Source organism: Mycobacterium bourgelatii (genome assembly GCF_010723575.1).
In the GTDB taxonomy this organism is placed as follows: Bacteria; Actinomycetota; Actinomycetes; order Mycobacteriales; family Mycobacteriaceae; genus Mycobacterium; species Mycobacterium bourgelatii.
Genome location: NZ_BLKZ01000002.1, coordinates 291,250 through 316,693, shown reverse-complemented (window position 1 = coordinate 316,693; position 25,444 = coordinate 291,250). Strand labels below are relative to the sequence as shown.

Below are 25,444 nucleotides of genomic sequence, written 5' to 3'. Positions count from 1 at the left end.
TGGAGGCCAGACATGGCTGCTAAAGCAGAAGAAATCGACGTCGACGGCATCGCGGTCCGGGTGACCAACCGCGACAAGGTGTACTTCCCCAGGCTCGGGGCCAAGGGCACCAAGGGCCGGATGATCGATTACTACCTGTCGGTGGCCGGCGGTCCGATGTTGGCCACATTGCGCGACCGGCCAACGCATCTGCAGCGCTTTCCCGACGGCATTGACGGCGAGGAGATCTACCAGAAGCGGGTGCCGCGAAAACACCCCGACTATTTGGAGACGTGTGTCGTGACGTTCCCGTCGGGACGGACGGCCGACGCGTTGAAGGTGACCCACCCGGCGGCGATCATTTGGGCGGCCCAGATGGGCTCCGTCACCTTGCATCCCTGGCCGGTGCGCTGCCCCGACACCGAGCATCCCGACGAATTGCGGATCGACCTGGATCCGCAACCAGGCACCGGATTCGCCGAGGCGCGCAGCGTGGCGCTCGATGTATTGCGGCCGTTGCTCGACGAACTCGGACTCGTCGGCTACGTCAAGACCTCCGGGGGTCGCGGCATACACGTCTTCCTGCGCATCGCGACCGACTGGGACTTCATCGAGGTACGGCGGGCGGGCATCGCGCTGGCCCGCGAGATCGAGCGGCGCGCGCCGGAGAAGGTAACCACCTCGTGGTGGAAAGAAGAGCGTGGAAAGCGCATCTTCATCGACTTCAACCAGAACGCACGGGACCGCACGATGGCGTCGGCGTATTCGGTACGCCGCACCCCGATCGCAACGGTGTCCATGCCGCTGGCATGGGACGAGTTGCCCGACGCCGACCCGGACGACTTCACCATGGCGACCGTGCCGGACTTGGTGAAGGGCCGCGACGACCCGTGGGCCGGGATCGACGAGAACGCCCAGTCGCTCGAGCCGCTATTGGAAATGGTCAAGGCCGACGAAGAGCGTGGGCTGGGCGATATGCCGTATCCGCCGAACTATCCGAAAATGCCGGGCGAACCGCCCCGGGTTCAGCCCAGTAAGAAAGTTGCCGCGCACTGGGATGAAAAGGGAAACCCGGTGGGCAAAGCTTGAGTCCTTGTTAGCGCACGGACGTGAGAGCCGCGGTCTATTGGGGGAGTTCGGTCACAACCATCGCAGCCGGGCAGGATGACCGTGGAGAAATTGAATTTCAGTCTCGATCGGTGGACCGCCACGTGGTTTCATGGGCACACCTGCACCGGTTGACCAAAAACGGAGTCGACCGGTATAGCGGTGCAGTTTGACTACGGTGTCAACGACTATCGGACGGTCAACTATCCAGCCGCTTCAGTGGCAACGGCAACGCCGGCGACGTTGGATAACGAATGGCACGACATCGATCTGCAGATCGACGACAATGGCAGGACTTCCCTCAGTGTTGATGGCAACCCCGCGGCTAATTCGCAAGGCAATCCTGCGTGCGGGCGTTCTTTCATACGAGTCTGGGCCGGCGCAGCGGAATTTTCCAACTTTCGCTTGATGCCTCCCCGTTGAGGTGCTCGCGGTGTTGATCTAGCCCAAGCGATGAGTATCGCCGGGTCGGCGTTGTCGTCGCCGGCTGGATGAGATCAGAAGCACGGGGCGCCAAGGAAGTCACGAGGAACTTTGTCGACGTCTGCCCGCCGCGTACCGCTCATCGATCCGCAGAGGCGGGATATTCGTAGGAGACGGCACGCGGGCGATCAGGTGATCAGGATTGGTGGTGTGCGTAAGGCTCTTGCGGTATTCGAAGCGGCCACTGCGTTGCCACGTCCACGCCCATCCTTTGGCAGTGGCAGGCGGGAAGCCCAACTCCTTGGCCAATTCCTCCGGCGATACCTCAGTCATGACCCCACCTCCGGCCGTCGCTTGGGTCGTAGATTTTTCAACCGACAAGGAACCTCACAAAATTCCTTGATCGTGCGGGCCATCTGGTAAGCCGCCACTGCGTCGTTTGGCGCAGCGGAATGAATCACTAGCAGCGCGAGCCAGGGGACGGCGTGCCGCGCAGTCGGCGGCTATAGCCGGTCGGCGGCGAAACTGGCGGCCTGATTGGTCATCCCGGTTTGGACGTAGGCGACGTGCGCCGCTCCATCCCTGCCCTCGGAACAGATCGGGTCGTCGGGCACGCAGAGGTTGATCGTCTTCGGTTGGTACAGCGGGCTGATGTTTGGCAGCCGCCCGCCGCCCAATCGGCGCGCGAATGCGCTCTGCGGATTACCGAAAACAGCGACCGCGGCGACGTGGTCGACCACGCCCGCGAGGTCGTTGGTGGCCACGTCGATGACGCCCGCGCCCTGCGAATAGCCGCCCAACACCATCTTCGTCTGGGGGCAACTCGCCGCCATGGACTGCACGTGAGCCCGCGCATCGCCGGCTCCGGCCATCGAACTGCTGGCGAACGCGTCGGTGGCGGGGTAGTTGACGGCGTAGACCCCTACCGATCGATCGCCGGCTTGAGAGCGGAGCGAATCGATGAATGCTTGGCCCACCCCGCCGACCCCGGGAGGTTCATTGGTGCCGCGGGCAAACGTCACCTCCACATCGGGGCAGGCGTCGGCGGATGCGTCCGGAGCCGCGATGAGCTCGCCGACCGGCAACCAGATGGTCGCCACTGCCGCGGCCAGGACGCTTGCGAGGCGAGGAGCGCGCATCTTCCGATGCTGGCACAGCGGGCTACGGGCCAGCTGTGCATCCCGTGGGCTCATGGCTGGGCGCTGGGATTCACGCTCACCGGCCGATCACCGGTTCATCCGCCGTTTGGCTGCCAAACTCCTAGGAGAATGAGCTTCAACGAAGCTGGTAATATCATTCTCAGAAGCAGTAATTAGCCATGGGGGGCTGTGATGACGAAAGTTGCCGTTTTAGAAAGCGGCAGCGGGCTGCCCTCGGGTGTGCACGGCGCTGCCGATCCCAAGTTCGAGTGCCTGGTGCGAACGTTTGCCAGCCTCTTTCCCAGCCCGCGCTTCGGCGGCGGCGCTCTGTCTGTCTACGTCGACGGGGAACCGGCCGTCGACGTCTGGACCGGCTGGGCGGACCGCCAGGGCGAGACGCCGTGGGCCGAGGACACCGGCGCCATGGTGTTCTCGTGCAGCAAAGGGGTCGCCGCGACGGTCCTGCACCGGCTCGCCGACCGCGGCGAGCTGTCCTACGACGCGCCGGTCGCAGACTACTGGCCGGAGTTCGGGGCCAACGACAAGGCTGACATCACCGTGCGCGACCTGCTGCGGCACCGCGCCGGCCTGTCCCACATGAAGGGTGTCAGCAAGGAGGAGCTGCTGGACCACCGCTTGATGGAGGAGCGGATGGCCGCCGCGCCGGCAGACCGCCATTTCGGGCGCGCCGCCTATCACGCCTTCACCTATGGCTGGTTGGTATCCGGTCTGGCCCGCGCGATCACCGGGAAGGGCATGCGCGAGCTGTTCCGCACCGAACTGGCGCAACCGCTCAACACCGACGGCCTGCATCTCGGACGCCCGTCGGCCGACGCGCCCACCAACGCCGCGCAGATCATGTTTCCGCAGAGCACGCGCGCCAATCCGTTGATCGACCACCTGGCACCCAGACTTGCCGAGCTGCCGGTGGCCGGGGGATTGGGTGCCATGTACGTGCCGGGGATCACCTCATTGATCCAGGGGGACACGCCGTTCCTGGACAGTGAGATCCCGTCGGTCAACGCGGTGGTGACGGCGCGGGCAGTGGCCAAGATGTACGGGGCCTTGGCCAACGAGGGCCGGGTCGGCGACACCCAGTTGGTATCCGCGCCGCTGGCGCGCGACCTGCTGGGCAAGACCAGCCTGCGCCCGGACCTGAATCTCATCGTCCCGATGTCGTTCCATCTCGGCTACCACGGATCACCGGTTCCCGGCCTGCTGCGGGGATTCGGCCATGCCGGACTCGGTGGCACCATCGGCTGGGCCGACCCCGTGACCAAGAGTTCCTTTGCCTTTGTGCACAATCGGCTCGTCACGCCGATTCTGGTGGACCAAATCCTTTTTGTGCCACTGATTCTGCCGTTGCGACGCGCGGTCGGAGCCGCCCACGAGCGAGGGTTCCGCCCGGTGCCCGAGTTCGGCGCGCCCTACCCGGTAGATCGAACCGCGAGCGCGGGACGTTAGGTCCACCGCTGAGCCCGTCGGCCGCCTTATTCTGAAGAGCCGAACAGCTTCGAGCTCAGGGATTGGGTTGACGGTAAGAAGAAGCGAATGACTGCCGTTGCGGCATGTCGTTCGTGCGGCACCGAACCGGTGGCGAACGCGCGGTTCTGCCACGGCTGTGGTTCGCCCGTCGCCCGGGTCGACACCCGCGCGGAGTACAAGCAGGTGACGGTGCTGTTCGCCGACGTGGTGCGGTCGATGGACATCGCGGCGGCCGTCGGCGCGGAGCGTTTGCGCGAGATCATGACGGAACTGGTCACCCGAGCATCGGCCGTCGTGCAGCAATACGGCGGCACCGTGGACAAGTTCACCGGCGACGGCATCATGGCCCTGTTCGGTGCGCCGACGGCCCTCGAAGACCACGCGCTGCGGGCGTGTTTGGCCGCGCTCGACATCCAGGAGGAGGCCAAGCGACTGGCGGCCGAAGTCGGTGCGACGGACGGCGTCGACCTAAGGCTTCGCGTCGGGCTCAACTCCGGAGAAGTAATTGCCGGCGAAATCGGTTCCAGCGCTTTGGGATACACGGCCGTGGGTGAGCAGGTGGGGATGGCGCAGCGGATGGAGTCCGTCGCGCCGGTGGGCGGGGTGATGCTCAGCGACTCCACCGCGCGCTTGGTAGAAGGTTCCGCGGCGCTGGGTGAGCCGCAACGCGTGTACATCAAAGGCGCCGAGGATCCGGTGTCGGCACGCGAGCTGCTGAGTTTGACGGCCCCACGCCAACGATCCGAAGTTTCGCGGTCGACACTGGTGGGTCGCGAATGGGAAGTGGCCGCGTTGACGGCCATGTTGAACCGCGCCATCAGCGGCCATGGATCCGTGGTCGAGTTGACCGGGGCCGCCGGGATCGGCAAGTCGCGACTCGTCAGCGAGGTGGTGCGGCTGGCCGAGAGTCGCGGTGTCCTAGTGGTTAACACATATTGCGAATCGCACGCCACCCAGATCCCGTTCCGGGTGATGGTGCGGCTGCTGCGGGCCGTCGGCGAGGCGGGCGGTACTGACAGCGAGGCGACGCGGCGTCGGGCGCAAGAGCGTCTCCCCGACGCCGATCCACAGGACCTGCTGCTGCTGTTCGACCTGCTCGGCATCGCCGATCCCAACGTCGAACTGCCCAAGATCGACCCGGATGCGCGGCGGCGGCGGCTTACCGCGTTGATCAACACCTCCCAGCTAGCGCGCCCGTACCCGGTACTTTTCGTTGTCGAGGACGTGCATTGGATCGATACGGCCAGCGAGTCGATGTTCACCGACTTTCTGACGGTGATTCCACAAACACCCTCACTGGCCCTCATCACCTACCGTCCCGACTATCGCGGTGCGTTGCAGGGCATCCACGGCGCACAGACCATTGCGCTGTCCCGGTGTGGGCCGCATCAATGCCGTAGCCGAGAGCAAGCCGTCGAGTCGGCGAACCGGGGCAGGTTCTGTTGGACGAAGTCGGCGAACGTGGTCGGTGCGTGATCGAGCACCGTGGTCAGCGCGGCCGGGTCGGGCTCGACCATTGCCCTGGCTCGCGCCGACACCAACGCACCGACGGTCGAGATATGTTGTGCCATAGCCTGATTAATAGGCGATGCGGGTTCGGCCTCGGCGGCCAGTTCCAGCTCGCGCCGCCACGTCGCCGCAGGGATGTGGACGTACCGCACCTGGCGTCCGGTCGCAGCCGAGATAATGCCCGCGACGTCGGCATGCGTGATCGTCTCAGCCGGTGGTATGTAGCTGATCTGAGAGACATCTCACGAAGTTAGAAGTCAAGCCGCGAGTGTGAGAGGGGGTGGAAACGCCTGATGTTCGTTGTACCGTTGGCCAGTTTGCAGGCAGTGGTGGAGTTGGCCGAGGAACTTGTTGAACAGGTGTCGTTGGGCTTGGCGGTTCCAGTCTCCTGCGGCGCGGCGGGCATCGAAGTGGCGACGGGCACCCGGGGAACCGCGCAACGATGCCAACGCCCAGATCGAGCCGACCGCGGCCAGGCGCCGGTTTTTGATATGCCGATGTGTCACAACGGTTTTCTTTCCGCTGGCGCGGGTGATAGGGGCCGATCCAGCGAAGGCTTTCAACCCGCGGGCATCAGCGAAGCGGGCGCGGTCGTCGCCGATCTCGGCGAGCACCCGGGCGCCAGTCAGATTCCCCAGGCCAGGAAGCTGGTGATGATCGCGGCGTCCGGGTGCTGTTCAAAATGGGCGATCGCCGCCTCGGCCAGGTCATCGCCGGCCGCGCTCGCGGCCTCGAACTGGCGCAGCAGCGCGGCCAGCTGGATGCCCATCGCGTTTTCCACCATGGGTGGTTGGTGCAGGTAGGTGTCGGTGAACACGCTGCGCAGCCGCTCGACGTCACGGTCGAGGTCACGGCGGCGGCGGCTTTGACCAGCAACCGGCGCAGCCCGCCGGGTCAGTTTGCAGCCTGCGTGGGGGTTGGCGCGGCCGCCAGGATGGTGCGCGCGTCGGCGCGGGCCAGCCCTCCGCTGGGCAGGTCTGCGAAGGCCGCCAGCGCGGCCGGGTAGAAGTCTTTGAGCAGATCGCGGATCTGGTTGCCGATCTGCTGACGTGCCCACACGGCGTCCTGCTGGGCGCGCGCCAGTACCCGGATAGCCTGGGTCAGCTCGGTGTCGAGGGGCAGCCGGCGGTGGGCGTCGGGGTCGGTGCGGATGATGTTGGCCAACAGCACTGCGTCGGTGGCATCGGATTTGGCGCCCGAGGTGCATACCGCGCCCGATACCGCGAGGCCGCCAACGGATTGATCGGATATATCGCCCGGCCGGTTTCGCGCAACGCGCCTACCCACAGCCCGCGGTCGGTTTCGATCCCCACCGGGATCGGATGCTCGGCGCTGTCGCCGACCTCGGCCAACAGGGTCAACAACTGTGCAAAGCCGGCCGCGTCGTTATCGACCCTCCCGCGGGCCACCACGCGACCGTCGGCGTCTACCACGGCGACATCGTGATGCGATGTGGCCCAGTCGATTCCGCAAAAAAGTTCCAAATTACCGCTCCTTCGATCACTCAACCGGTCACGAGCCTTGATGGGGTCACGCGGCGCCCTAATCGCAGGACTCGAAGGTCCGTCATCTCACTAGCCGTCCGTGACTCCAGCACACCACAGGGCCTCGTTCTTTCGAAGAGCTCGAAGCTCGGGATCGTTAGCCGGGAGGTCGACCCTGTGGCGGGCTCGAGCAACGGCATCCCACCACCGAAAGCCATGATCTGCCGTCAGGCGCGCCGCTCTCTCATAAGGCGTCATACGCCGGGAGCTCCCAGGCATCACCCAACGGCAGACCACACAGGAATCGCCCTGGCCTACACGACCAGTAACCAACCCCTACTAAACGATTAGGAGGTCGGTCTCGGCTCCAACAGATGTGTCGCAGCGATTTTGGCCGCATCGTCGCCGTTGATCCACGGTGCCGGGGCGTCGCCGAAGCTATTGGTAATTAGCCCGGCTCCTCGGATTGTGTTCTCGTGCAACAGAAGAACGTTCTCGTGGAAGAGGGCGGCAAACCGCAGCACGGTCGGGTTCAGGCCCGCCCAGACGAACACCTCCTCGGCGACGGACTGAGCCTGACCGAGCCGGCTCGGACTGTCGGGCGATGACACCACCATGGACATCACCACGAGATGCGCGGTCGGAGCGTGCTCGGCCAAGGTAGATGCCAGGTTGGCCGCAGCTGAAATTATGCCCGCGGCAATCGGATAGGTGAAATACACCGCGCCCACCCCCTCGACCGCCGGCACGAGTGAAGCACGGTCATGCAGATCGGCAACCACCGTCGCGGCCCCACGACGCCGCAGCGACTCCGCGCGGTCGTCCTCGGCCCGGACCAACGCACGCACCGTGCGCCCCGCACGCATCAGTCGGTCCACCACCGTCGCGCCGGTCCCACCGTGGCGGCCGGTGGCACCGATCACCAGGATCGGTGCGGTTGCTGAGTGGGGTGCAGCCATGCCAGTCTCCTCGCCATGTAAACCGAGCGGTGTACTAATGGCCGATACGTTATAGCTGGATTCGGCGTTTGTAAACCGGACGGTGTACTATAATCGGATGACCGAGGTGGCGCGTCGGCCCGGCGGACGCGGGGCGCGGGAACGCATCGAGCGCGCCGCGGGCCAACTCTTCTACCGCAACGGGATCCACGCGACCGGTGTCGAACTCGTCGCACAACAAGCCAACGTCTCCAAACGTACGCTTTACCAACACTTTCCGAGCAAGAACGAGCTGGTGGCGAGTTACCTGCGCACGTTCGAGGCTGCCGGCGGCACGCCCGCGGAGAGGCGCTTGGACGACATCGAGCTTTCTGCGCGCGAGCGCCTACTCGCGATCTTCGAAGCGCCGCGTGCGAGTGTGGTGCGGGGTTGTCCCTTTCACAACGCGGCAGTCGAATCCGCCGGCTCGCTGTCCGACGTCGACGCCATAGTGCGAGTCCATAAGCAGGAATTCGTCCGCCGCCTCGTCACCGTTGCACAAGAGGCCGGGGCCGCCGATCCGTACCTGCTGGGCCAGCAGTTGGGCGTGCTGTTCGAGGGTGCGACCGCGCTTGCGACGTCGTTGAATGACGGCGCGCCCTTCGTCCATGCGCGCTCAGCAGCCGCCGCGCTGATCGATGCCGCGCTGGCAGCGGACTAGCCGATTTCGTTTCGCGGGGAGCGCCACGGTTACTGGGCAGCAATTATGGGAATTGTGAACAGCGTGCCCGCAACTTTTCAGTCCGTCATCACGTCCAAGTACCTGCTCCTGACAACGTTCACCAAGGACGGCCGGCCGAAGCCGACACCAATCTGGGGTGTCCCAGACGGTGACGGCCGCTTGCTGGTCATTACCGACGACGGGTCGTGGAAGGTCAAGCGGATTCGCAACACCCCGCGGGTGACCATCGCCAAGAGCGCGGCCCTCGGCAAACCCAAGAGCGACCCGGTTGAGGGGATCGCGCGGGTACTGCCCAAGTCGGAAACGCGCCGCGTCTACAACGCCGTGCTCAAGCGGTACTGGTACCACGCCTGGTGGTTTTATGCGCACTCGATCGTTCGGGGCGGCATCGACAAGGTGCACGTCGGCCTCGAGATCGTGCCCGCCGCCTAGCTGAGTCCCCGCGCGCTCGCTCGCGCTGTCACCATGGAGTGGTGACCACTGTGATTGTGGTGACGGTGCTGGTGCTAGTGGGCGTCGGCATCGTGACCAACGAGCTTCTTCGGCTGCGGAGGTATCTGAAGAACTCGCCATCGGGTGAATCGGGTGAACCGACCGCCCAGCCTCCCGACGAAGCTCGGTAACCGACTCGTACCTCTGCGCTGTCGTTTGGCGTCTCCGATTCGGGGTAACGCTAGGACAAGTCTGGGTCGCAGGTGTGGCAGGCGCGTTGGCCGAGCTGCCTGTTGGTGGGGGCCTTGTAGAAGGCCTTTAGGAGGCAAAGTGGCTCTTCGCAGATGAGGGTGTAGGGGTTGTCGGCGCGTCGTTGCCGGGATAGGGGTCGAGGTCTCTCGAAGATGGAGGTTCTCACGCCACCCATCCGAAAGACCTCGACGTGCCCAACGCTACCGGTGGGGCGGGCTTCGCCTGCGCTGACCTCACGACTTTCTGCCGCCTCGATGAGCTCGGGTTGGAGGTGACCGGCCAGCACCTCGCTGATGATCGCGCGGTGCTGGCGTGCAGGCTCGTCGAAGAGGATCGGTGGTGCCGGCGCTGCGGCGAGGAAGGCAGTCCGCGTGACAGCATCACCCGTCGGCTTGCCCACGAGCCGTTCGGGTGGCGGCCGACCACGCTGCTGGTGACGGTCCGCCGCTACCGGTGCGCCGGATGCGCTCATGTGTGGCGCCAAGACACCAGCAAGGCCGCCGAACCACGCGCCAAGCTGTCCCGGCGAGCGCTGCGGTGGGCACTGGAAGCCCTTGTCTGCCAGCACCTGACGGTGGCCCGGCTCGCCGAAGCCCTGGCGGTGTCGTGGAACACCGCCAACAACGCCGTGCTCGCCGAAGGCCATCGCGACCCGACCCGCTTCGACGGCGTGGCGGTGATCGGCGTCGATGAGCATGTCTGGCGCCACACCCGCCGCGGCGACAAGTACGTCACCGTCATCATCGACCTCACCCCAGTACGGGATGGGACTGGTCCGGCCCGGCTGCTCGATATGATCGAGGGGCGCTCCAAGAAGTCGTTCGCCGACTGGCTGGCCCAGCGGCCACAGGACTGGCGTGATGGCGTGGACGTCGTTGCCATGGATGGCTTCTCCGGGTTCAAGACCGCCACCGCTGAAGAGCTACCTGAGGCAGCCACGGTGATGGATCCCTTCCATGTGGTGCGCCTGGCCGGTAACGCCCTCGACGAATGCCGGCGTCGCGTGCAGTTGGACACCTGTGGGCACCGCGGCCGCAAGACCGACCCGCTGTATGCCTGCCGACGCACCCTGCACACCGGTGCCGATCTGCTCACCGACCGCCAGAAAGCCCGACTGGCGGCGTTGTTCGCCGTCGACACCCACGCCGAGGTCGAAGCCACCTGGCAGATGTATCAGCGCACCGTAGCCGCCTACCGAGAGCCCGATCGTAAGAAAGGCCGCACCATGATGGCAGCGCTGATCACCACGCTGAGCACCGGCGTTCCCAGGCCTCTGCAGGAACTGATCACCCTCGGGCGCACCCTGACCAAGCGCGCCGCCGACGTGCTGGCCTACTTCGACCGGCCCGGCACCAGCAACGGCCCAACCGAAGCCATCAACGGTCGCCTCGAACACCTGCGCGGCTCCGCCCTGGGCTTTCGCAACCTGTCCCACTACATCGCCCGATCCCTGCTCGAGACCGGCGGATTCAGACCCCAGCTCCTTGGACCTCGGCAGTGAAGAGTCCTCAACGCGTATTCAACACGGCCAGAGCGTCATTGGTCTCGGCCACCGAGAAACGATCGGGGTGCCAGTCTCGGGGCAGCCAGTCCCGCATCTCCTGCGCACCCAGCCCCATCGGCGTTGCCCGCGGGTCGTACCCGCCACGAACCCACGCAGCCAATTCCTCATAGCCGCCCAGCCCACCACAATCCTCCGGCGGGCAGGCCATCCTGCCCGTCAGGCACACAGGAGCCGAAGGTGGATCATCGAGAACGTCTTCGACCACCAGCACGTGCTCCCATCCATCGCCGAAGTCGTAGTCATAGAACAACCGCTCACCCTTATCGGAGACCACCTGATCGAGCCGCACGCTGTCCTCGACGACACCGTCGTCGCCTTCGCTGAGATCAAACCCAGTGACGAAGTAGGCACGCCTACGCCGGTCCCCCCCGACACCGAACTTATGCAGATGACCGTCCTGCCAACCCATCGCCGCCTGCAGCACGACATGCAGCTCATCGAGCATGAGATCGCCCGGCAGGACCAGACGACGCCAAATCGGCGGCTTGGCGTACATCAGGTCCACCCGGACCCGGAAACCCCACACGCTCCGGCACAGCCCGCACCTCGGGCGTTGGCTCATCGAACACTCCCGCGAACACATCCCGGCCAGCACCGGCAATCAGCTTCTGCAGCATCGACAGGTCCACAATGCCCCCCGGCACCCCGCTCTTCCTCTTAAGCTTCCGCTTCTTCTCCGGCACGCCCCCAGTCAACCAGACACCCCAATCACCGGCCGAAAACAGTTGACCGTCCTACACCCTCAACTGCGAAGAGCCGGCAAAGTGCGCGCAATGGTTTACCGCGGACCGTACAAGGTGCGGGTCGAGCAGAAGGAAATACCGCCGATCGAGCATCCCAACGATGCGATAGTGCGGGTGACGATGGCGGCCATCTGTGGGTCGGATTTGCATCTGTACCACGGCATGATGCCGGACACCCGAGTGGGAATGACATTCGGTCATGAGTTCATCGGGGTGGTCGAGCAGGTCGGTCCGTCGGTGCGGAATCTGTCCCCCGGCGACCGAGTTATGGTGCCGTTCAACATTTTTTGCGGATCCTGCTACTTCTGCGTGCGCGGGCTGTACTCCAACTGCCACAACGTCAACCCGAATGCGACCGCCGTCGGCGGCATCTACGGCTATTCGCATACCTGCGGTGGCTACGACGGGGGGCAGGCCGAGTTCGTCCGGGTGCCGTTCGCCGATGTCGGTCCCGCGAAGATTCCGGACTGGATGGACGAGGAGGACGCGCTGCTGTGTACCGACGCGTTGGCCACCGGCTATTTCGGTGCGCAGCTGGGCGACATCGCTGAAGGCGACACCGTCGTGGTATTCGGCGCCGGACCCGTCGGACTGTTCGCCGCACGGTCCGCCTGGCTGATGGGCGCCGGTCGGGTGATCGTGATCGACCACTTGGAGTACCGGTTGGAGAAGGCCCGAGATTTCGCCTTCGCCGAGACCATCAACTTCGCCGAGTGTGACGACATCGTCGTGCGGATGAAGAAGGAAACCGATTACCTCGGTGCGGATGTCGCGATCGACGCGGTCGGCGCCGAGGCCGACGGCAACTTCATCCAGCATGTGACCGCAGCCAAGTTCAAGCTGCAGGGTGGCTCACCAGTGGCTATCAATTGGGCCATCGATTCGGTGCGCAAAGGCGGAACGGTATCCATCGTCGGCGCCTACGGGCCGTTGTTCAGCGCGGTGAAGTTCGGCGATGCGCTGAACAAGGGACTCACGCTGCGGATGAACCAGTGCCCGGTGAAGCGCCAATGGCCACGCCTCTTCTCGCACATCAAAGACGGTTACCTCAACCCGAAAGACATTGTCACGCACCGCATCCCGTTGGAACACATCGGCGAGGCGTATCACATCTTCTCCGCCAAGCTGGATAACTGCATCAAACCGGTCATCCTGCCCGCCGCAAGCTGAGAGTAGGAACACCATGGCTTACACACCAAATCTGCCGTTGACCCGCGACTGCGACGGTTTGCGCGCTCGGATACCGGGCTGGGGAGTCGACCTCGACCCCAAGGACCGGCCGTCCTACCCCAAACTTCAGCACAACGAGCCACCCACCACAGGTGCACATTGGGAGTTTCCGGAGCGCCAGCCGTCGCACTGGCCCCGGGAGCGGTCCATCGAGCATCAATTCCTCACCCCGGTGTTCGGCACATCCTGCCCGCCCAAAGGGATTTCGGGTGTCCTACGTAAGTTCGCATATCGGAAGTACAGCGAGGCGCGAGCGGCGCACTGGCTGTTACTCGTCGCCGCTGACCGGGTCGACGCGCTGGAAAGCCATCTGGCCTCATTTCTCACCGCGCGGCCGGACAACCCGCTGACCGACACCGGAATCAAAGGCGAATTCACCCACCACGGCTACTCTTCGCGCGTCGGAACCAACCGGGCCGACCTCTCGCACACGTGGATGGATCCCATCATCGTTGGAGCGCCGTGGATTATCCCCGCCGTGGTCGCGGCATTGGCGGGCCGGGCCCTATTACGCCGGACGGAGAGCGACGCGAGCGCCTAGCCGCCGTCCGCGCGAATCGCGGCCACCGTGTCGGCGATGGTGGTGCGCGCATCGCGATAGGTGATGCCCAGTTCCCGCTCGCTCGGCGAATCGTCCGACTCGGGCATCTGCGTGTAGTACTGCATGCCCGCGCCGGTGAACGGATTGTCGAACGGCAGATACGGACTTACGTAGTCCATCAACGTCCCAGCCGCGCGCAGTGCCGTGTCGGGCACCGGCGCCGCGACCATGGGGGTGTCGGCGGCTTCGCCTAGCATCTTGGCGAGTTCGGTCACCGGAACCCGGTGCCCGCCGACCATGTAGCGTCGCGGTCCGCGTCCGGGTTCCAGCAGCGCTGCGTGCACGGCGGCGACGTCACGCGCGTCGATGACCAACCAGGCCGCGCCCCGACCGGGGATCACGTGCATCTGCAGGGCCGCCTTGACACCCTCGCCGGCCTCGCCGAATTGGTCGCCAACAGGCGGCCCCAGCACCATGCCCGGGTAGGTGATGTTGACCGGCGCCCGGCGTCCTGCAGGCCGCGGGCGTAGATCTCGACCTGGGCCTTGGACGTTCCGTAACCGTCCGTCCCGCCGACCACCGGCAGGTCGGCGGTCAGCGTCTTCAGCCCAGGATGGAATAGCGCCGTAAAGCTCGACACATGGATGATCGGATCGAGTCCGAGCTGGACCGCCTGCCCTAGTACATTGCCCGCACCCTGCATGTTGGTGCTCAGCATCTCTGGGGTTTGGCGGGGATCCGTCGCGACCAGGGCGGCGCTGTGCACCACCGCGTCGCATCCGGTCAGCGCTTCGCGCACCGTGTCCCGGTCCTTGATGTCTCCTTGGACGTAGTCCGACACATCGACGCCGAGCTTGCCGACGGACGTTTCCAGCTTCGCTGGTGTACGGACCAGGAATCGGACCGAGTGGCCGGCGTCGGCAATGGCCTTAGCGGTCCAGCCTCCTACGAATCCTGTCCCGCCGGTCACTAGAACGCGCATGCTTGCGATTCTGCGTTACAGACCGTCGGCGACGAAAGCGGCGGTCCGGTGCCCGCCCCGGTGCCCGCCGCCGCAAAGATCGTCGTCAGCCGCCGCCAAGCCATGACGGCTACTTCTTGAACGCGTCTTTGACCTTTTCGCCAGCATCTTTGAGGCTGGCTTTCGTCTGGTCGCCGCGGCCCTCATCCCGGACGCCCGGGTCGTTGGTGGCCTTGCCGAGGGCCTCTTTCGCCTTGCCGCTGACGTCTTCGATCTTGTTCTTCACCTTGTCTTGGGCGCTCATGAGCGGCTGATTACCCGGTCGCGGACCCGTGAAACCGCGGTGGTTGCATGACGCGGCTGGCCATCGCGGAGACCCGGTGATGGACCGATCAGTCCGCTAGCGAGATTTACACCCGATTTACGCTTCTTCGTTTCATTATAGAAACATATAGGTTATGCTAGGTCCTGCTAAGCGCCCAGCCGGCACGTAGCCGCGCCCCGGCGCTGCGGTGGAGGGGGTCGCAGCGCCGGCGGCTCGGGCAAACGCTGCGAGAGTTCTCACGAAGAACTGCTGCCATCCCGCTTGTCGGTGCGCTCCAATGCCGCCAACCGCAGCACGGCGTCTGCCAATGGGTTGTCCGGCTCCCCGCGGGCTTCGATGTACCGCCGGACCCCCTCGTTGCCCAATACGGCGGTTCCGGCCTGGTCCATGTACTGGCGCATCTCTTCGACGTCGAGCAGGATCAGTTCATCTTCGCCGCGCCAGCCGAACGCAATCTGCAGTACGCGGGCGGACAAGCCGAAGTGCTCGCCAATCGCCAGGAGTTCCGCGTAGTTGGGGAAGTCATCGGCGTCTTTGCGACGCGAGTAGGTCGCCTTAGCCAAATTCAGCGCGGAACCGATTTCGCTGTCTGGAACGTCGCGGTTCAACAGCCACTCAAGTACGCGGCCGAGATCTTTCCCGGCACGATTTAGCCTCGGCACAATTCGACATTAATTACCGTCTCGAAACGCGTCAAATGAGGCGCGCCAACGGATTTTCATTCCACTGTTGGAACGATGCCAGTACGCTAAGGGGTGTTGCCGGCGGTGTGCAGAACGCCGCGGGGGAGGGTCAGCGGAAGGTCGTTGTACGTCGCGATGCCGGGCGCAGCGGCGACGACGGCCGGTATCGCGTTGATCGTGGGCATTGCCGTCATGATGTGGCCCAGCACCATGAAGTCGGCGATCGACTGGGCCTGGAAGTACGGCGGCGGCAGGAAGCCGACCTTGGTTGTGACGGATGGCTGGCCGTCGATCTGGATGACCCAACCGTCTTGGTCGATTTTCCAGTCCGGTTCGAGCGTCTGCCCCTTGCGCCACCGGACGTTGAGGTCGATGACGGTGTTGCCGTCGACGACTCCCTGCCAGCTGATGTAGATGCCGGCGACGCATCCCGCGGGAATCGTCCACGACTCCATCACGAGGTCGGCTGTGGTCTGCGCGAATTCGGCGACGCAGCGAACCTCGTCGAGTTCGACGCCGAGCGCATCGGCGACCAGCCGAACCGCCTCGCCGAAGACTGCCGTCCCCTTGGCGGCCATCGCCTGCAAGTCGGGATTGGCGATGGGCTGGCCGAAGCCGACGGGTTTCTCCGTTTCCGGGGAGTCGTAGAAGGTGGTGTCCGCGGCTTCGTTAACGGTGACCTTGTCGACCCGGTTGCACACCATCGCCGACACGATGGCCAACAGCTCCGCAAACCCAGGGCTGATACCGGAGCCGAAGATCGTCGAGTTGCCCTCTCGGCAGGCTGCCAGAATGCGGTCGCGGCCGTCACCCAGGTTGTGCCCGGTGATGAAGGCGGCGGTCGTCACCACGTTGACCCCCGCCGACAAGATGCGGACCAGCTCGTCAACGTTGATCCACATCGGGTTGTAGACGACGCAGTCCGGTTTGAGCGCCAGCAGCGCGTCCACGTCGTGGGTGGCGGCCACGCCCAGCGGGGCCAGGCCGCAGAGTTCGCCGGCGTCGCGGCCTGCCTTTTCCGGTGACCACGCATAGCAACCCACCAACTCGAGCGTGGGGTTAGCGGCGATCGCCTCCAGTGAGCTCTTGCCGACGTTTCCCGTGGTCCATTGAACGACCCGATAGGTGTTTGGCACTCGCTCAGCATAGGGAAGGAGCGCCGGGCACCTCTAGTAGGCGGACTCGGCGGCCAGGATCTCGGCGAGAAATGCGTCCTGCGGCGGATGATCCAGTCGTGCGCGTACCCAGCGCCGGACGCGGTCCCGAGTCTCGCGCGACTCCTCGATATCGGCCCCGATGACCACCGACGTGTTCGGCCAATCATGGTTCCAAGCGGCCGATTCCGTCATCGGCTGCTGTGCGGCATCGACGATGGACAGCCTGGCGCGGCCGTCGGAGGAGAGGGCGCCGTCTCCGCTGACCGTTCCGGACCGCACGCGCACCGGGACGCCGGTGGCGGGTTCCGGTCCGATGACGTCCGCGTGGACAACGGCGACGACTTCCGGGCCGGCCGTTTCGACGCTCCAATCGACGGTGTCCTCGGCGGCGTCGAAAATCCCGGGCGGCACGGCGGCCCAGTGCACGGATGCGACGCCCCGTGAGATCGACCCCGCACCCCGTCGGCCGGTGTCAGATCCGGCCGCCAGCGCATAGTCATCGCGGTGTCCGATCGGGGCCGTGAGTTGCCTTATTGCGCTCGAATCCTCAAGAAATAGCGCAAGTTCCGGCCATTCGCCGTTGTCGACGCCCGTCTCCTCGGCCAACTCCGCCGCGGCGCGCACCAGTTCTTCGATGCGGGGATCGCCGGTGCGGAGGTGCATGAGCAAGGCGTTGGCGTGCGGCGCGAGCAGCTCGCCGACGTCGGAATCCAGGGTGTCGTCGGTGAAGAAGCCCTGCGCATCGGCCGTCAGCAACGCGACCTCGGCATCGAGCAGGGCGCGATCCAGGCCGGCGATGCCGTCCCGCAGACTGGCCGGCCACCAGCGGCGCAACCAATGACCGATGGCCAGCCGGCGCAGCGGTCCGAGCGATCCTGGCACGATGTCGACGCCCGAGACGTCGATGCTGTCACCGTTCGCTTCGCTTGCGGCCGTTACCAGCGCCGCATGTCCGGACTCTCCGAGCACGCGCCACAGCCAGTCGGCACGGGACAGATCGGTGAAGGCGATCTGAACCGGATCGGTTGACTCGTCCTCGGTGTCGTCGAGCGGAAACGTCAGCACCGCCCCGCTGATTTCGAGCACCGCCACCAGTGGCGATGCCTCGACCAGCTGCGCACCGTTCGGTGTGCTCCACAGCCCCGATTCGGCGACCAATCTCATCCCGCCACCTGCAATTCCAGCATCGACTTGATCCGTTGCCGGTGGTCGAGGCTCACCGACCGGGCAACACCCTCGAGCAGCGAACGCACATCGTCGACGTCCTCACACGGCTCCTGCCACACGTCACGTCCGTGCAGCCTCGCCCACAGCCGGCTGAGGTACGGCTGCGCATAGGAGGCCAGGTCGTCGACCACCTGGCGCTGCCGCGGGTGGATCGGCCCGCCGTCGGCGAGATATCGACGAGCGTGCAGGACGTAGGCCTCCTTACGTAGCCGGGCCTGGATCTGTGCGGCGAGTGCGTACCGGCTGGTGACGGTTGGGTCCAGGGGTGCGAGCTCGCCCGCGACTTCGATGCCGGCGACCATCGTGGCTTGCTTGTCCTCGCTGAGCAGTCCCCAGGGTGCGCTGGCCCGGTCCACCTCTTCGGCGCACAGCATCGGAATGTCAGGTAGCGCGTCGCGATCCAGGGCGCGGCGCAAAGTGGAGCGCACCCGGTCGACCACCGTGCGATCCAGCGGACGATCGCTGTCGGAACCGTCGCTGATAGCTGGCGGTCGTTGCGGCGCAACGGAACTCAAGCCCAATTCGACGATCGACCACGGCAGCTCGGCGCCCTCGACGCGTGCGAGCGCGCCCAGGTTGTAGGGCGTCGGGTCGTCGATCATGGCCGACCAGACACGCTGGCGCGCCGCGGCCGCGTTGTGCCCGGAGGCCTGCCCCAGCACAGTGCTCAGCTCGGCCAGAAACGCCTCGACGGTGGTGTGTTCGTCGGCCCGAACGTCTCGCCAACTGCGCTCGAGTTGGGCGGCCAACGAGGCGACGACCTCGCGTTTAGCGACGTACTCGTTGAGCACCTCGATCGCGGTGCGGTCCCGGCCCTGGTGGATAGCCTGCAGTGCTTCGGCCGCCGACTCGCGATCTTGCGGTGCGGGCGCGCCTTTCGTCACGGCCAGCTCGAAACAGACCGGAAAATACAGTTCCTGGGCGTTTCCACTGCGAATCCGTTGCCTGCGACGCTCGAGCTTGAGGACCTCGAACCATGCTGCCGCGAAACGTAATTGAGGACCGTTCTCGACGATCAGGTCGTACATTGCGGCGGCGGTATCGGCGCTGACCACTGGGGCCGAGTACTGGGGGTTTGCGCGCAATCGCAACACAAGAGGATCGATGATGCGTTTGACGGTCCTGCTCAACGGACCGCCGTCGTCGCTGCTGAGCACCTCCACGCCGGGACCGATTGCGCGCCACGCCCGGTCGATCACCGCACGCCGGGGCTGGCCCACCGTGACGGCAGGCGCTACCTGCGAATCGGCGCTCATATCCACAGGATAGGGGCAACGGTGAAACTGGAGGTAACCAGAAAGTTGGGTTCGGTAGCCGCGTGCGGACGCGAATCTTGTCGCATGAACAGGAACAAGCTACTCGCGATCGGCGCGGAAATCGGCATGATCGCAGCGACGATTCTGTACCTGACGTTGCACCAAGTGTGGACGGCGCTGCTCAGCGTGGCCCTCGGTGCGGCCGTGGTGGTGTTGGTCGCCCGGTTTATGGATTCGGCTCGGCGCGCATCGCGGAGCGACGAAGTCGCCGTTGGCGTGGGCACCGTCCGCAAGGTGGACACCGATGTAGCCGAGGCCGTCACCGGCGAGCGTCACATCTGGATCGAAGTGTCCAGCGTTGCCGGCGACAACTTCGTCGGCCGCCTGGTGCAGGACGAATCGGACCCAGAGGTGGCCACCCTGCGTCCCGGTCTTGTGGTGTTGGTAGCGTTCGATCCCGCTGAGCGCCAGGAGCTTTCGTTGCCTGACGACGTACTGGCGGTCCGGGCATCCAGTCTGGTCCTTGCGTGACGCCTAGCGTGCGGCGTCGACGGCGAACGTAACCAATGCTCCCCAATACAGCGGGCTGGCGGTGACGGTTCCGTCCCGCCAGCTCCGCAGTTGTTCACGTTGCCAACGATTTACCGCACATCCGGCTTCGACTTCTTCGTGTGCTTGATCGACCGCGGCGACCACGTCCGACATCGGATCGGTCAGATCGTTACCGGCGACGGCAAACTGCCGAAACGCCGCGGAGGTAGGCAGCGACCACAAGGTGGCGGTCACCAGTTGGGCACCACCCAGGATCATCGCTGCGACCAGGCCGGTCGCCTCGTCGAATTGATAATCACCGCCCGAGGCGCAGGCCAGCAACGCAACCCGCGGCGGCATCGGCAATCGCAGCGCCATGAGATCCGACGCCGTCAACGGGCGGTGGTTGCCAATGGCGTCCGCATCGCCGGGCATTTGCGCCGTGCACGCGAGATGCAGGGACGCTCGGTCGGCCTGGCCCCCTTCGCCATCCGCCGAGCTTGCGTGGCCGACGTACAGCAGTCGACTTGGGTTCTGAGCCAACAACTCCGACAGCCACCTTCGGTCGGCGTCAGAACGGCGGAACAGTTCGACCGATGTGGGGACGCTTGGCAGCACCGCCCGTCGCTGCATCACCTCGGCGAAGTGCCGTGACACCCGCGTGTGTTCGGATGGCCTGCCCAGCACGGATCCCAGCGCCGAGTCGGGTCGTTGCCCTGGCACCCGTGGATCTAGCACCAGGACCGGCGGTTTGTCCCGCCTGCTGTTCCAGCCGACCGGGTTGCGTGGCGCGTGGACGATGTTCTGCGGCACGGCCATCAGCACATCGACCAACTCCATCAGCCGGTAGCCGTCGGTGTGTTCCTTGATGTCGGCGAGCTGCCAAGGAATCCGGGCGGCAGTCCGTCCGCTGGCGGTGATGGCGTCGTGGCGTGCCCGCACCAATTCCTCTTTGCTGGGGCCCGATTTGGGCACCGCCAACAGTCCCCAGGGCACCCGGGCGAGGCGGGCGCTGGGCGAAACGAACAGGACGGGACGCGGGGAGGCGGTGCACTCGGCGAGCAACTGCCAGCCGTGCTGTCCGATCAGCAGCACACCGAGGATGTAGGCGACCGTCAGTTCGGTGTCCGGTGTTGCGAACGGGCCCGTCGACAGCGCCCGCTCGATGGCGTCGCGCCGGCTCTCAGAACCATGCGGTTCGGGCAACGCCCCGGTCAGTTCTTCCAGCGCCGCCAACAGAATTGGCTCCTCCACCACCCAGGTGACGGTGCGCGTGGGCTGGCCCACCACGCGCAGGCTCGCGTAGGTGGCGATGCCGACGTCGGCGTAGCGCAGGACCAGGGTAGGCCGGTCCGAGTCGCTCATGGCCAAGTCGACCAGGTCGGTTCGGGGGCCGTGACGTCGCGACCGTATCTCTGCAGCGCCAGTGCGCGATAGTGACTCAGGATCGGTTCGCTGCCCGGTTGCATCTGCAGTGGCGGCAACGGGCCCAGTCGCGTGAGGGAACCGCCGTTGCGTGCTGACGGACCGGCGGCAGCCAGCGCCTCATCGGGATCGATGAGAACCGGCGCGGTGGCGGTCGATGCCCACTCACCCACTTCCTGTCGAGCCGGCTCGACATCGAAAGTTCCTCGTGCGCTGTGATATTCGACCAATTCGCTGATCAGCTGGGTGTTCTCCCATTCCCATGCGACGGCGAATGCGCCGGCCAGGATCGGCGCCGAAACATTGGCTGCCCAACGGGATCTCGCCTCTGCATCGGCGATTGAGTAGCGAACTGAGTCGACCGCCAGCGCGGCTGGAATCTTGAGCTCAGCGGCCTGTTCGAGCTTGGCCATCGCGCGCCGATATTCCGGCGTGTCGACCTCCCCATGCAGGACTCCGAGCGATTGCGCGTGCCGCGCTTCGGTTTCCTGCAGCGTCTCGTCGGGGTTGCCCGAACCGTCGAAACCCAGCTCCGCCAGCGCGTTGGCGCGCCACACCGTGCCCAGGTGATTGTCCAGCTGCGCGTACTGCAGCCAGCTGCTGCGCGGTGACGAATCGAGCATTTCCCGTGCCTGCGCAATCAGTTCAACAGCCTGCGCGAATTTACCCCAGAAAATTGCTATCCAGCTGCGCTGCAACAAGATACGGTGCAGGTGCAACGGCTTGCCCAACTCGCGCCAGTGCTTCTCGGCCTGTTCCCAGCACTGGTCGGCTGCCGCGAGGGCGCCGGCACCGAGTCGGACCAGGCCGAGGTAGAGCCAGCAGCGGGACACGTCGTGTGCGCGGGAATAACGGGCGATCACCGGGTAGGCCTCCGAGACCAGGTTTTCGGTCCCGACATGGTCGCCGATCGCCCAACACGCCGCCGCGCGTTCCAATTTCGTTCGGGCGTCTGCCAATTCCCATTCGTTGGCTTGTGCGCGCGCCCCGGCGCGACGTAGCCACGGCTCGGCCTCCGTCAGGCGTCCGGTCTCGACGCAGAATCGGCCGTACGCAGTGGCGCCGACGACACGTATATAGTCGGTGCATTTCGGGTCGTCGAAGGCGCGGATCACCGGTTGCCACAACGGAATCGACCGCACATGCAGGTCATCGTCGCAAAGTCCGGTGGCGCAGAGGATCTGAGCGTAGGTGATCAAGTGCTCGTGCTCGTCGACGAGGTCGGGGAATGCTTCGCCAGGCTCGTGCAACGTCACCAGCGCGGACAGGGAAGCCTCAGCGGCCTCGTGTTCACCCTGGGCAGCGGCCAGGCCGGTCTGCAGAAACTGCGCACGGCGCGAATATCGGCAGACCATATGCGAAATCTCGCCGTCAGACACGTGTACCTGGGCGGCCGCCTCCGGCATGGTGCCGGCGAGTATGCCGCGGTAGCTGGCCAAGCAGTCGCGAATGCGTTGAATGCACTCTCGCACACCGTCGTTCGCGCCGCGGGCCAGGTAGATCTCGCCCAGTTGCGCAAAGACCTCCAAGAGGAAGTCGTCGCGGTCGGCTTGCTCGATCCGCGGTATCAGGGAGACCAGCAAGTCCCGTGCCCCGCCTTCGTCGGCAGCGAACGCCAACTGCCGGGCTCGCTCCAGTTCAGCGGGGATCGACGGGGGGATCGCCACGACTGAATCATATGTCCGCGCGGCGCGTCGACGGGGTGCCGGCGCTCCAGTCAGAAATGGCGGGCGTGCTGCGCCCGCCACCCCGAACACCCGTGGGTCAACCGCAGGTCACCTTGATGTTGAAGTCCTTGGTGATCATTCCGGCCATCGGGTTCTTCAGGTCAGCGCCCTGCGCCTTACCGGTGATGGTGTAGGTCTTGCCCTCTACCGAGACGGTGGCCTCGCCGACGTTCTGGCCCATGCTGTTCGCGACGGACAGGGCGTTGCCGTCGACGACCATGGCCAGGGAGTCGACGGTCGGCGGGTTCCCGTCGGTCATGACCACGGCCAGTGCCTGCTGGCCGTTGTTGGTCCCGCTGCCGATGTTGATCTTGCCGCCCTGCTTGACGCAGGTGACCGATGCGGGGTCCACGCCGGCCAGGGGCGCGCCGCCCACCTCAACCTTGGTGCTCTTCTCCTTGCCGTCACCGCCGCCGGCCGAAGACGGGCTGGCTGCGTTACCGCCGCCGCCGCTCGAGCAGCCCACCAACATCGATGCACAGCCAAGGGTTCCGATCGCGACCGCGATAGCTCGCTTCACTGGACTTCCTTCCGTCAGGCGGCGCCCCTTTGGCGTCGTCATGAGAAAAAGTACAGCCTGATCGCGGCGCTACCGATCCCAAATTATCGTTGCGTCGTGATTGATATCCGCCGCGAGCAAACGGTGACGGTCGTGACCCTGTCCGCAGGGCGGGTGAACGCCTTAGACGTCGAAGTTCTCGACGAGTTGACCGATGTCATCCGCCAACAGGCGTCGTCGGGTGCCGGCGCATTGGTCATCACCGGTGCGGGCCGAGTTTTCAGCGCCGGTGTCGAACTCGACCGCGTGGTGCAAGGCGGGTCCGAATACACCGACCGGCTGGTCCCTGCGCTGTCCAACGCGTTTGAGGCGGTGTTCGGCTATCCGGGGCCGACGGTGGCCGCGATCAACGGCGCAGCCATCGCCGGCGGGTGTGTGCTGGCGTGCGCCTGCGACCGCAGGCTGATCACTCCCGATGCCCAGATCGGCGCCGCGGAGGTGCGGGTCGGAGTGCCGTTCCCCGTCGCCGCCTTGGAGGTGATGCGCTACGCGTGCGGCGTCAGCGCCGACGAGGTGTTGCTGGGCGGTCGCAACTACCGCGGAGCCGAGGCGGTGGCACGCGGCCTCGCCCACACCGTCGTCGCCGACGGCCTCATCGGGGCGGCCATTGCCGAGGCGGCCGATCTCGGCGGTATCCCGGCCGAGGCCTACCGGCACACCAAGGCCCAGTTGCGCGGGCCTACGTTGGCGCGCATCCAAGATTCCGAGGAAATCGACCGCGAAGTTCGCGAGCTGTGGGGTGCCGAGGAGACTCAGCGCGGCATAGCCGCGTATCTAGAGCGTCTTCGACGCCGCTGAGGCTATTCCTCGACGGCAACGCCGCCACGGGTGCGTCGACGACGGTGTGACGTCTTGCCGCTCGGCCGGCGGTTACGCAAGGCGCGGGTCTCGTCGGCGGGCTTTGGCTTGCGGATCTCTTTGGTCGAGACTTCCTCGGTCACCGATTCCGGTTCCGGCTCGGACTCAGGTTCGAGCTCGGGCTCGGGCTCGGGCGCGGGTGCTTCGACGGTCTGGGCGGCGGCTTCCGTTTCTTCCGGAACCTCGGCCTCTACGGTCTCGGCCGTCGCGGCTTCGACCTTTTCAGCTGCTTCGGTTTCGCCAGCCTCTTCGGCCTCTTCGGTTTCGTCGGCCTCTTCGGCCTCGTCGGTGTCATCGAGGTCGTCGAACTCGTCGGCCTCGTCAGCGTCCTTCTTTTTCTTCTTGCGGTCGCGGCCTCGCTGCTTGGGTTCCTTCACCTTGCGCGGCTTGGGCGGAGGCGGCGGCAGCTCTGCGATGAACGACAGGTAGAAGGCGAAGAACGCCAGGACCGCGATGGCGGCCGCAGCGCCGTAAATCGCGAACAACCACCGCCCAGCGCTGTCCAGCTTGAACCAGATTTCGCTGATCGCGGTGCCCACGATGAGCACCCCAGCCAGGACATGGCCGATGATCGACCAGGTCCTCAGCGAGAGCGCCAGTTGCGGGACACCGAGCTCGGGCTTGCGGGTGCGCAGCAAGGTGAAAACCACCGGCAATGCGGCCAGGCCGATCAACAGACCCGTCACGATCCGCAGGATCGTCCCCACCGTTTCGGACGTGTCGCCAACCAGCTCCGACCGGCGGGGCAGGACGAAAAAGAAGAAGAGGGCGCCGGCGCCGATCGAAAACGACGCGTGCCACAACGTGGCGAGCCTGCGCCCCATACCCCTCCTCAGGCCGGTGAGTCCGAGCCAGTCTAACGGTGACCGCAACCGTCACCGCGCTTACGCGGCCAGCCGGGCGCGCCCGTGTACACGGGCGACTAGTTGCGGAGGATGCGGGATTTGAACCCGCGAGGGCTGTTAACCCAACCCGCGTTCCAGGCGAGCGCCATAGGCCACTAGGCGAATCCTCCGTGGCCATGGTAGCGGCTACTTGCCCGCCGACGCTTCCAACCCGGGTATTACACTCTCGTTGGACCCCGCGCGGCGTTTATCCTGTGAACTCCCCCAGGGCCGGAAGGCAGCAAGGGTCAATGGGCTCTGTCGGGTGCGCGGGGTCCCCTTAGTCGGGGACCGCAGAGCCAGT

Annotated in this window: 24 protein-coding genes, 1 tRNA gene, 1 other RNA gene and 3 pseudogenes; 13 read left to right on the top strand and 16 right to left on the bottom strand. The window is 65.5% G+C overall.

The window, feature by feature from the left end:
* The first annotated feature begins 12 nt into the window (after window positions 1–12).
* Together G6N68_RS26570 and G6N68_RS26565 are read left to right on the top strand one after the other, a co-directional pair.
* Window positions 13–1,068, top strand: a complete 1,056-nt coding sequence (locus G6N68_RS26570) for a DNA polymerase domain-containing protein (protein ID WP_163719175.1) — start codon at window positions 13–15, stop codon at window positions 1,066–1,068.
* Between the two features lie 180 nt (window positions 1,069–1,248).
* Window positions 1,249–1,509 carry a hypothetical protein gene (locus G6N68_RS26565; RefSeq protein ID WP_163719174.1) on the top strand — a complete coding sequence of 87 codons (261 nt, stop codon included), beginning with the start codon at window positions 1,249–1,251 and terminating at the stop codon, window positions 1,507–1,509.
* Between the two features lie 99 nt (window positions 1,510–1,608).
* On the opposite strand, the gene G6N68_RS26560 is transcribed toward G6N68_RS26565, so the two are convergent.
* Window positions 1,609–1,842, bottom strand: a complete 234-nt coding sequence (locus G6N68_RS26560) for a hypothetical protein (protein ID WP_163719173.1) — start codon at window positions 1,840–1,842, stop codon at window positions 1,609–1,611.
* A 170-nt stretch (window positions 1,843–2,012) separates the two neighbouring features.
* The gene (locus G6N68_RS26555) at window positions 2,013–2,648 is read right to left on the bottom strand and encodes a cutinase family protein (protein ID WP_163719172.1); all 636 of its coding nucleotides are present in this window, start codon (window positions 2,646–2,648) and stop codon (window positions 2,013–2,015) included.
* Between the two features lie 192 nt (window positions 2,649–2,840).
* Here G6N68_RS26555 and lipL point away from each other — a divergent pair, with 192 nt between their 5' ends.
* Complete coding sequence (gene lipL / locus G6N68_RS26550) at window positions 2,841–4,112, top strand: esterase/beta-lactamase LipL (protein ID WP_163719171.1); 1,272 nt, start codon at window positions 2,841–2,843, stop codon at window positions 4,110–4,112.
* An 87-nt stretch (window positions 4,113–4,199) separates the two neighbouring features.
* Window positions 4,200–5,504, top strand: a pseudogene (locus G6N68_RS26545) (AAA family ATPase); the annotation flags it as partial.
* A gap of 395 nt (window positions 5,505–5,899) precedes the next feature.
* Here the strand turns inward: G6N68_RS26545 and G6N68_RS26540 are convergent.
* A pseudogene (locus tag G6N68_RS26540) lies at window positions 5,900–7,126 on the bottom strand (IS110 family RNA-guided transposase).
* Window positions 7,127–7,473: 347 nt separating this feature from the next.
* Window positions 7,474–8,085 carry an NmrA family NAD(P)-binding protein gene (locus G6N68_RS26535; RefSeq protein WP_163719169.1) on the bottom strand — a complete coding sequence of 204 codons (612 nt, stop codon included), beginning with the start codon at window positions 8,083–8,085 and terminating at the stop codon, window positions 7,474–7,476.
* Window positions 8,086–8,182: 97 nt separating this feature from the next.
* Between G6N68_RS26535 and G6N68_RS26530 the strand changes: the two genes are divergently transcribed.
* The 4 genes from G6N68_RS26530 (at window position 8,183) to G6N68_RS26515 (ending at window position 10,970) form a co-directional block, all read left to right on the top strand.
* Window positions 8,183–8,764, top strand: a complete 582-nt coding sequence (locus G6N68_RS26530) for a TetR/AcrR family transcriptional regulator (RefSeq protein ID WP_163719168.1) — start codon at window positions 8,183–8,185, stop codon at window positions 8,762–8,764.
* A gap of 63 nt (window positions 8,765–8,827) precedes the next feature.
* A complete protein-coding gene (locus tag G6N68_RS26525) occupies window positions 8,828–9,217 on the top strand; it encodes a PPOX class F420-dependent oxidoreductase (RefSeq protein WP_240355923.1) in 390 nt (129 codons plus the stop codon).
* Between the two features lie 41 nt (window positions 9,218–9,258).
* A complete protein-coding gene (locus G6N68_RS26520) occupies window positions 9,259–9,408 on the top strand; it encodes a hypothetical protein (RefSeq protein ID WP_163718933.1) in 150 nt (49 codons plus the stop codon).
* A gap of 251 nt (window positions 9,409–9,659) precedes the next feature.
* Window positions 9,660–10,970, top strand: a complete 1,311-nt coding sequence (locus tag G6N68_RS26515) for an ISL3 family transposase (protein ID WP_163719166.1) — start codon at window positions 9,660–9,662, stop codon at window positions 10,968–10,970.
* Between the two features lie 7 nt (window positions 10,971–10,977).
* On the opposite strand, the gene G6N68_RS26510 is transcribed toward G6N68_RS26515, so the two are convergent.
* The gene (locus tag G6N68_RS26510; protein ID WP_240355921.1) at window positions 10,978–11,595 is read right to left on the bottom strand and encodes a plasmid pRiA4b ORF-3 family protein; all 618 of its coding nucleotides are present in this window, start codon (window positions 11,593–11,595) and stop codon (window positions 10,978–10,980) included.
* A gap of 202 nt (window positions 11,596–11,797) precedes the next feature.
* On the opposite strand from G6N68_RS26510, the gene G6N68_RS26505 reads away from it, so the two are divergent.
* Window positions 11,798–12,946 (top strand): zinc-dependent alcohol dehydrogenase, encoded by a 1,149-nt coding sequence (locus tag G6N68_RS26505; protein ID WP_163719165.1) that lies wholly within the window; start codon window positions 11,798–11,800, stop codon window positions 12,944–12,946.
* Between the two features lie 13 nt (window positions 12,947–12,959).
* Window positions 12,960–13,547, top strand: a complete 588-nt coding sequence (locus G6N68_RS26500; protein ID WP_163719164.1) for a hypothetical protein — start codon at window positions 12,960–12,962, stop codon at window positions 13,545–13,547.
* Here the strand turns inward: G6N68_RS26500 and G6N68_RS26495 are convergent.
* From G6N68_RS26495 to G6N68_RS26470, 6 genes and pseudogenes are all read right to left on the bottom strand, one after another.
* Window positions 13,544–14,529: pseudogene (locus G6N68_RS26495) on the bottom strand (SDR family NAD(P)-dependent oxidoreductase). The gene G6N68_RS26500 and the pseudogene G6N68_RS26495 overlap by 4 nt on opposite strands.
* Window positions 14,530–14,638: 109 nt before the next feature.
* Entirely contained in the window at window positions 14,639–14,812 is a 174-nt protein-coding gene (locus G6N68_RS26490) for a CsbD family protein (protein ID WP_163719163.1), read from the bottom strand.
* Window positions 14,813–15,069: 257 nt separating this feature from the next.
* Window positions 15,070–15,495 carry a hypothetical protein gene (locus G6N68_RS26485; RefSeq protein WP_240355919.1) on the bottom strand — a complete coding sequence of 142 codons (426 nt, stop codon included), beginning with the start codon at window positions 15,493–15,495 and terminating at the stop codon, window positions 15,070–15,072.
* Window positions 15,496–15,581: 86 nt separating this feature from the next.
* Window positions 15,582–16,652: an NAD(P)H-dependent amine dehydrogenase family protein gene (locus G6N68_RS26480; protein ID WP_163719162.1), complete on the bottom strand. Its 1,071-nt coding sequence runs from the start codon at window positions 16,650–16,652 to the stop codon at window positions 15,582–15,584.
* A gap of 33 nt (window positions 16,653–16,685) precedes the next feature.
* Window positions 16,686–17,837 carry a hypothetical protein gene (locus G6N68_RS26475; RefSeq protein WP_163719161.1) on the bottom strand — a complete coding sequence of 384 codons (1,152 nt, stop codon included), beginning with the start codon at window positions 17,835–17,837 and terminating at the stop codon, window positions 16,686–16,688.
* Window positions 17,834–19,156, bottom strand: a complete 1,323-nt coding sequence (locus G6N68_RS26470) for a hypothetical protein (RefSeq protein ID WP_163719160.1) — start codon at window positions 19,154–19,156, stop codon at window positions 17,834–17,836. Before G6N68_RS26470 ends, G6N68_RS26475 begins: the two co-directional genes overlap by 4 nt.
* An 84-nt stretch (window positions 19,157–19,240) precedes the next feature.
* Here G6N68_RS26470 and G6N68_RS26465 point away from each other — a divergent pair, with 84 nt between their 5' ends.
* Entirely contained in the window at window positions 19,241–19,687 is a 447-nt protein-coding gene (locus G6N68_RS26465) for a hypothetical protein (protein ID WP_163719159.1), read from the top strand.
* Window positions 19,688–19,690: 3 nt separating this feature from the next.
* Here the strand turns inward: G6N68_RS26465 and G6N68_RS26460 are convergent, their stop codons facing one another.
* The 3 genes from G6N68_RS26460 to G6N68_RS30365 form a co-directional block, all read right to left on the bottom strand.
* Entirely contained in the window at window positions 19,691–21,052 is a 1,362-nt protein-coding gene (locus tag G6N68_RS26460) for a CHAT domain-containing protein (protein WP_163719158.1), read from the bottom strand.
* Window positions 21,049–22,779, bottom strand: a complete 1,731-nt coding sequence (locus tag G6N68_RS26455) for a hypothetical protein (RefSeq protein ID WP_240355917.1) — start codon at window positions 22,777–22,779, stop codon at window positions 21,049–21,051. Before G6N68_RS26455 ends, G6N68_RS26460 begins: the two co-directional genes overlap by 4 nt.
* Before the next feature lie 97 nt (window positions 22,780–22,876).
* Window positions 22,877–23,311, bottom strand: a complete 435-nt coding sequence (locus G6N68_RS30365; protein WP_240356011.1) for a lipoprotein LpqH — start codon at window positions 23,309–23,311, stop codon at window positions 22,877–22,879.
* A 144-nt stretch (window positions 23,312–23,455) separates the two neighbouring features.
* Between G6N68_RS30365 and G6N68_RS26445 the strand changes: the two genes are divergently transcribed.
* Window positions 23,456–24,196 carry an enoyl-CoA hydratase/isomerase family protein gene (locus tag G6N68_RS26445; protein ID WP_205351526.1) on the top strand — a complete coding sequence of 247 codons (741 nt, stop codon included), beginning with the start codon at window positions 23,456–23,458 and terminating at the stop codon, window positions 24,194–24,196.
* Window positions 24,197–24,198: 2 nt separating this feature from the next.
* Here the strand turns inward: G6N68_RS26445 and lucA are convergent, their stop codons facing one another.
* Window positions 24,199–25,080: a lipid uptake coordinator LucA gene (lucA, locus tag G6N68_RS26440; RefSeq protein ID WP_163719156.1), complete on the bottom strand. Its 882-nt coding sequence runs from the start codon at window positions 25,078–25,080 to the stop codon at window positions 24,199–24,201.
* A gap of 105 nt (window positions 25,081–25,185) precedes the next feature.
* Window positions 25,186–25,271, bottom strand: a tRNA-Ser gene (locus G6N68_RS26435).
* Between the two features lie 57 nt (window positions 25,272–25,328).
* Here G6N68_RS26435 and ffs point away from each other — a divergent pair.
* Window positions 25,329–25,425, top strand: an RNA gene (ffs, locus tag G6N68_RS26430) — signal recognition particle sRNA small type.
* The last annotated feature ends 19 nt before the right edge of the window (window positions 25,426–25,444 follow it).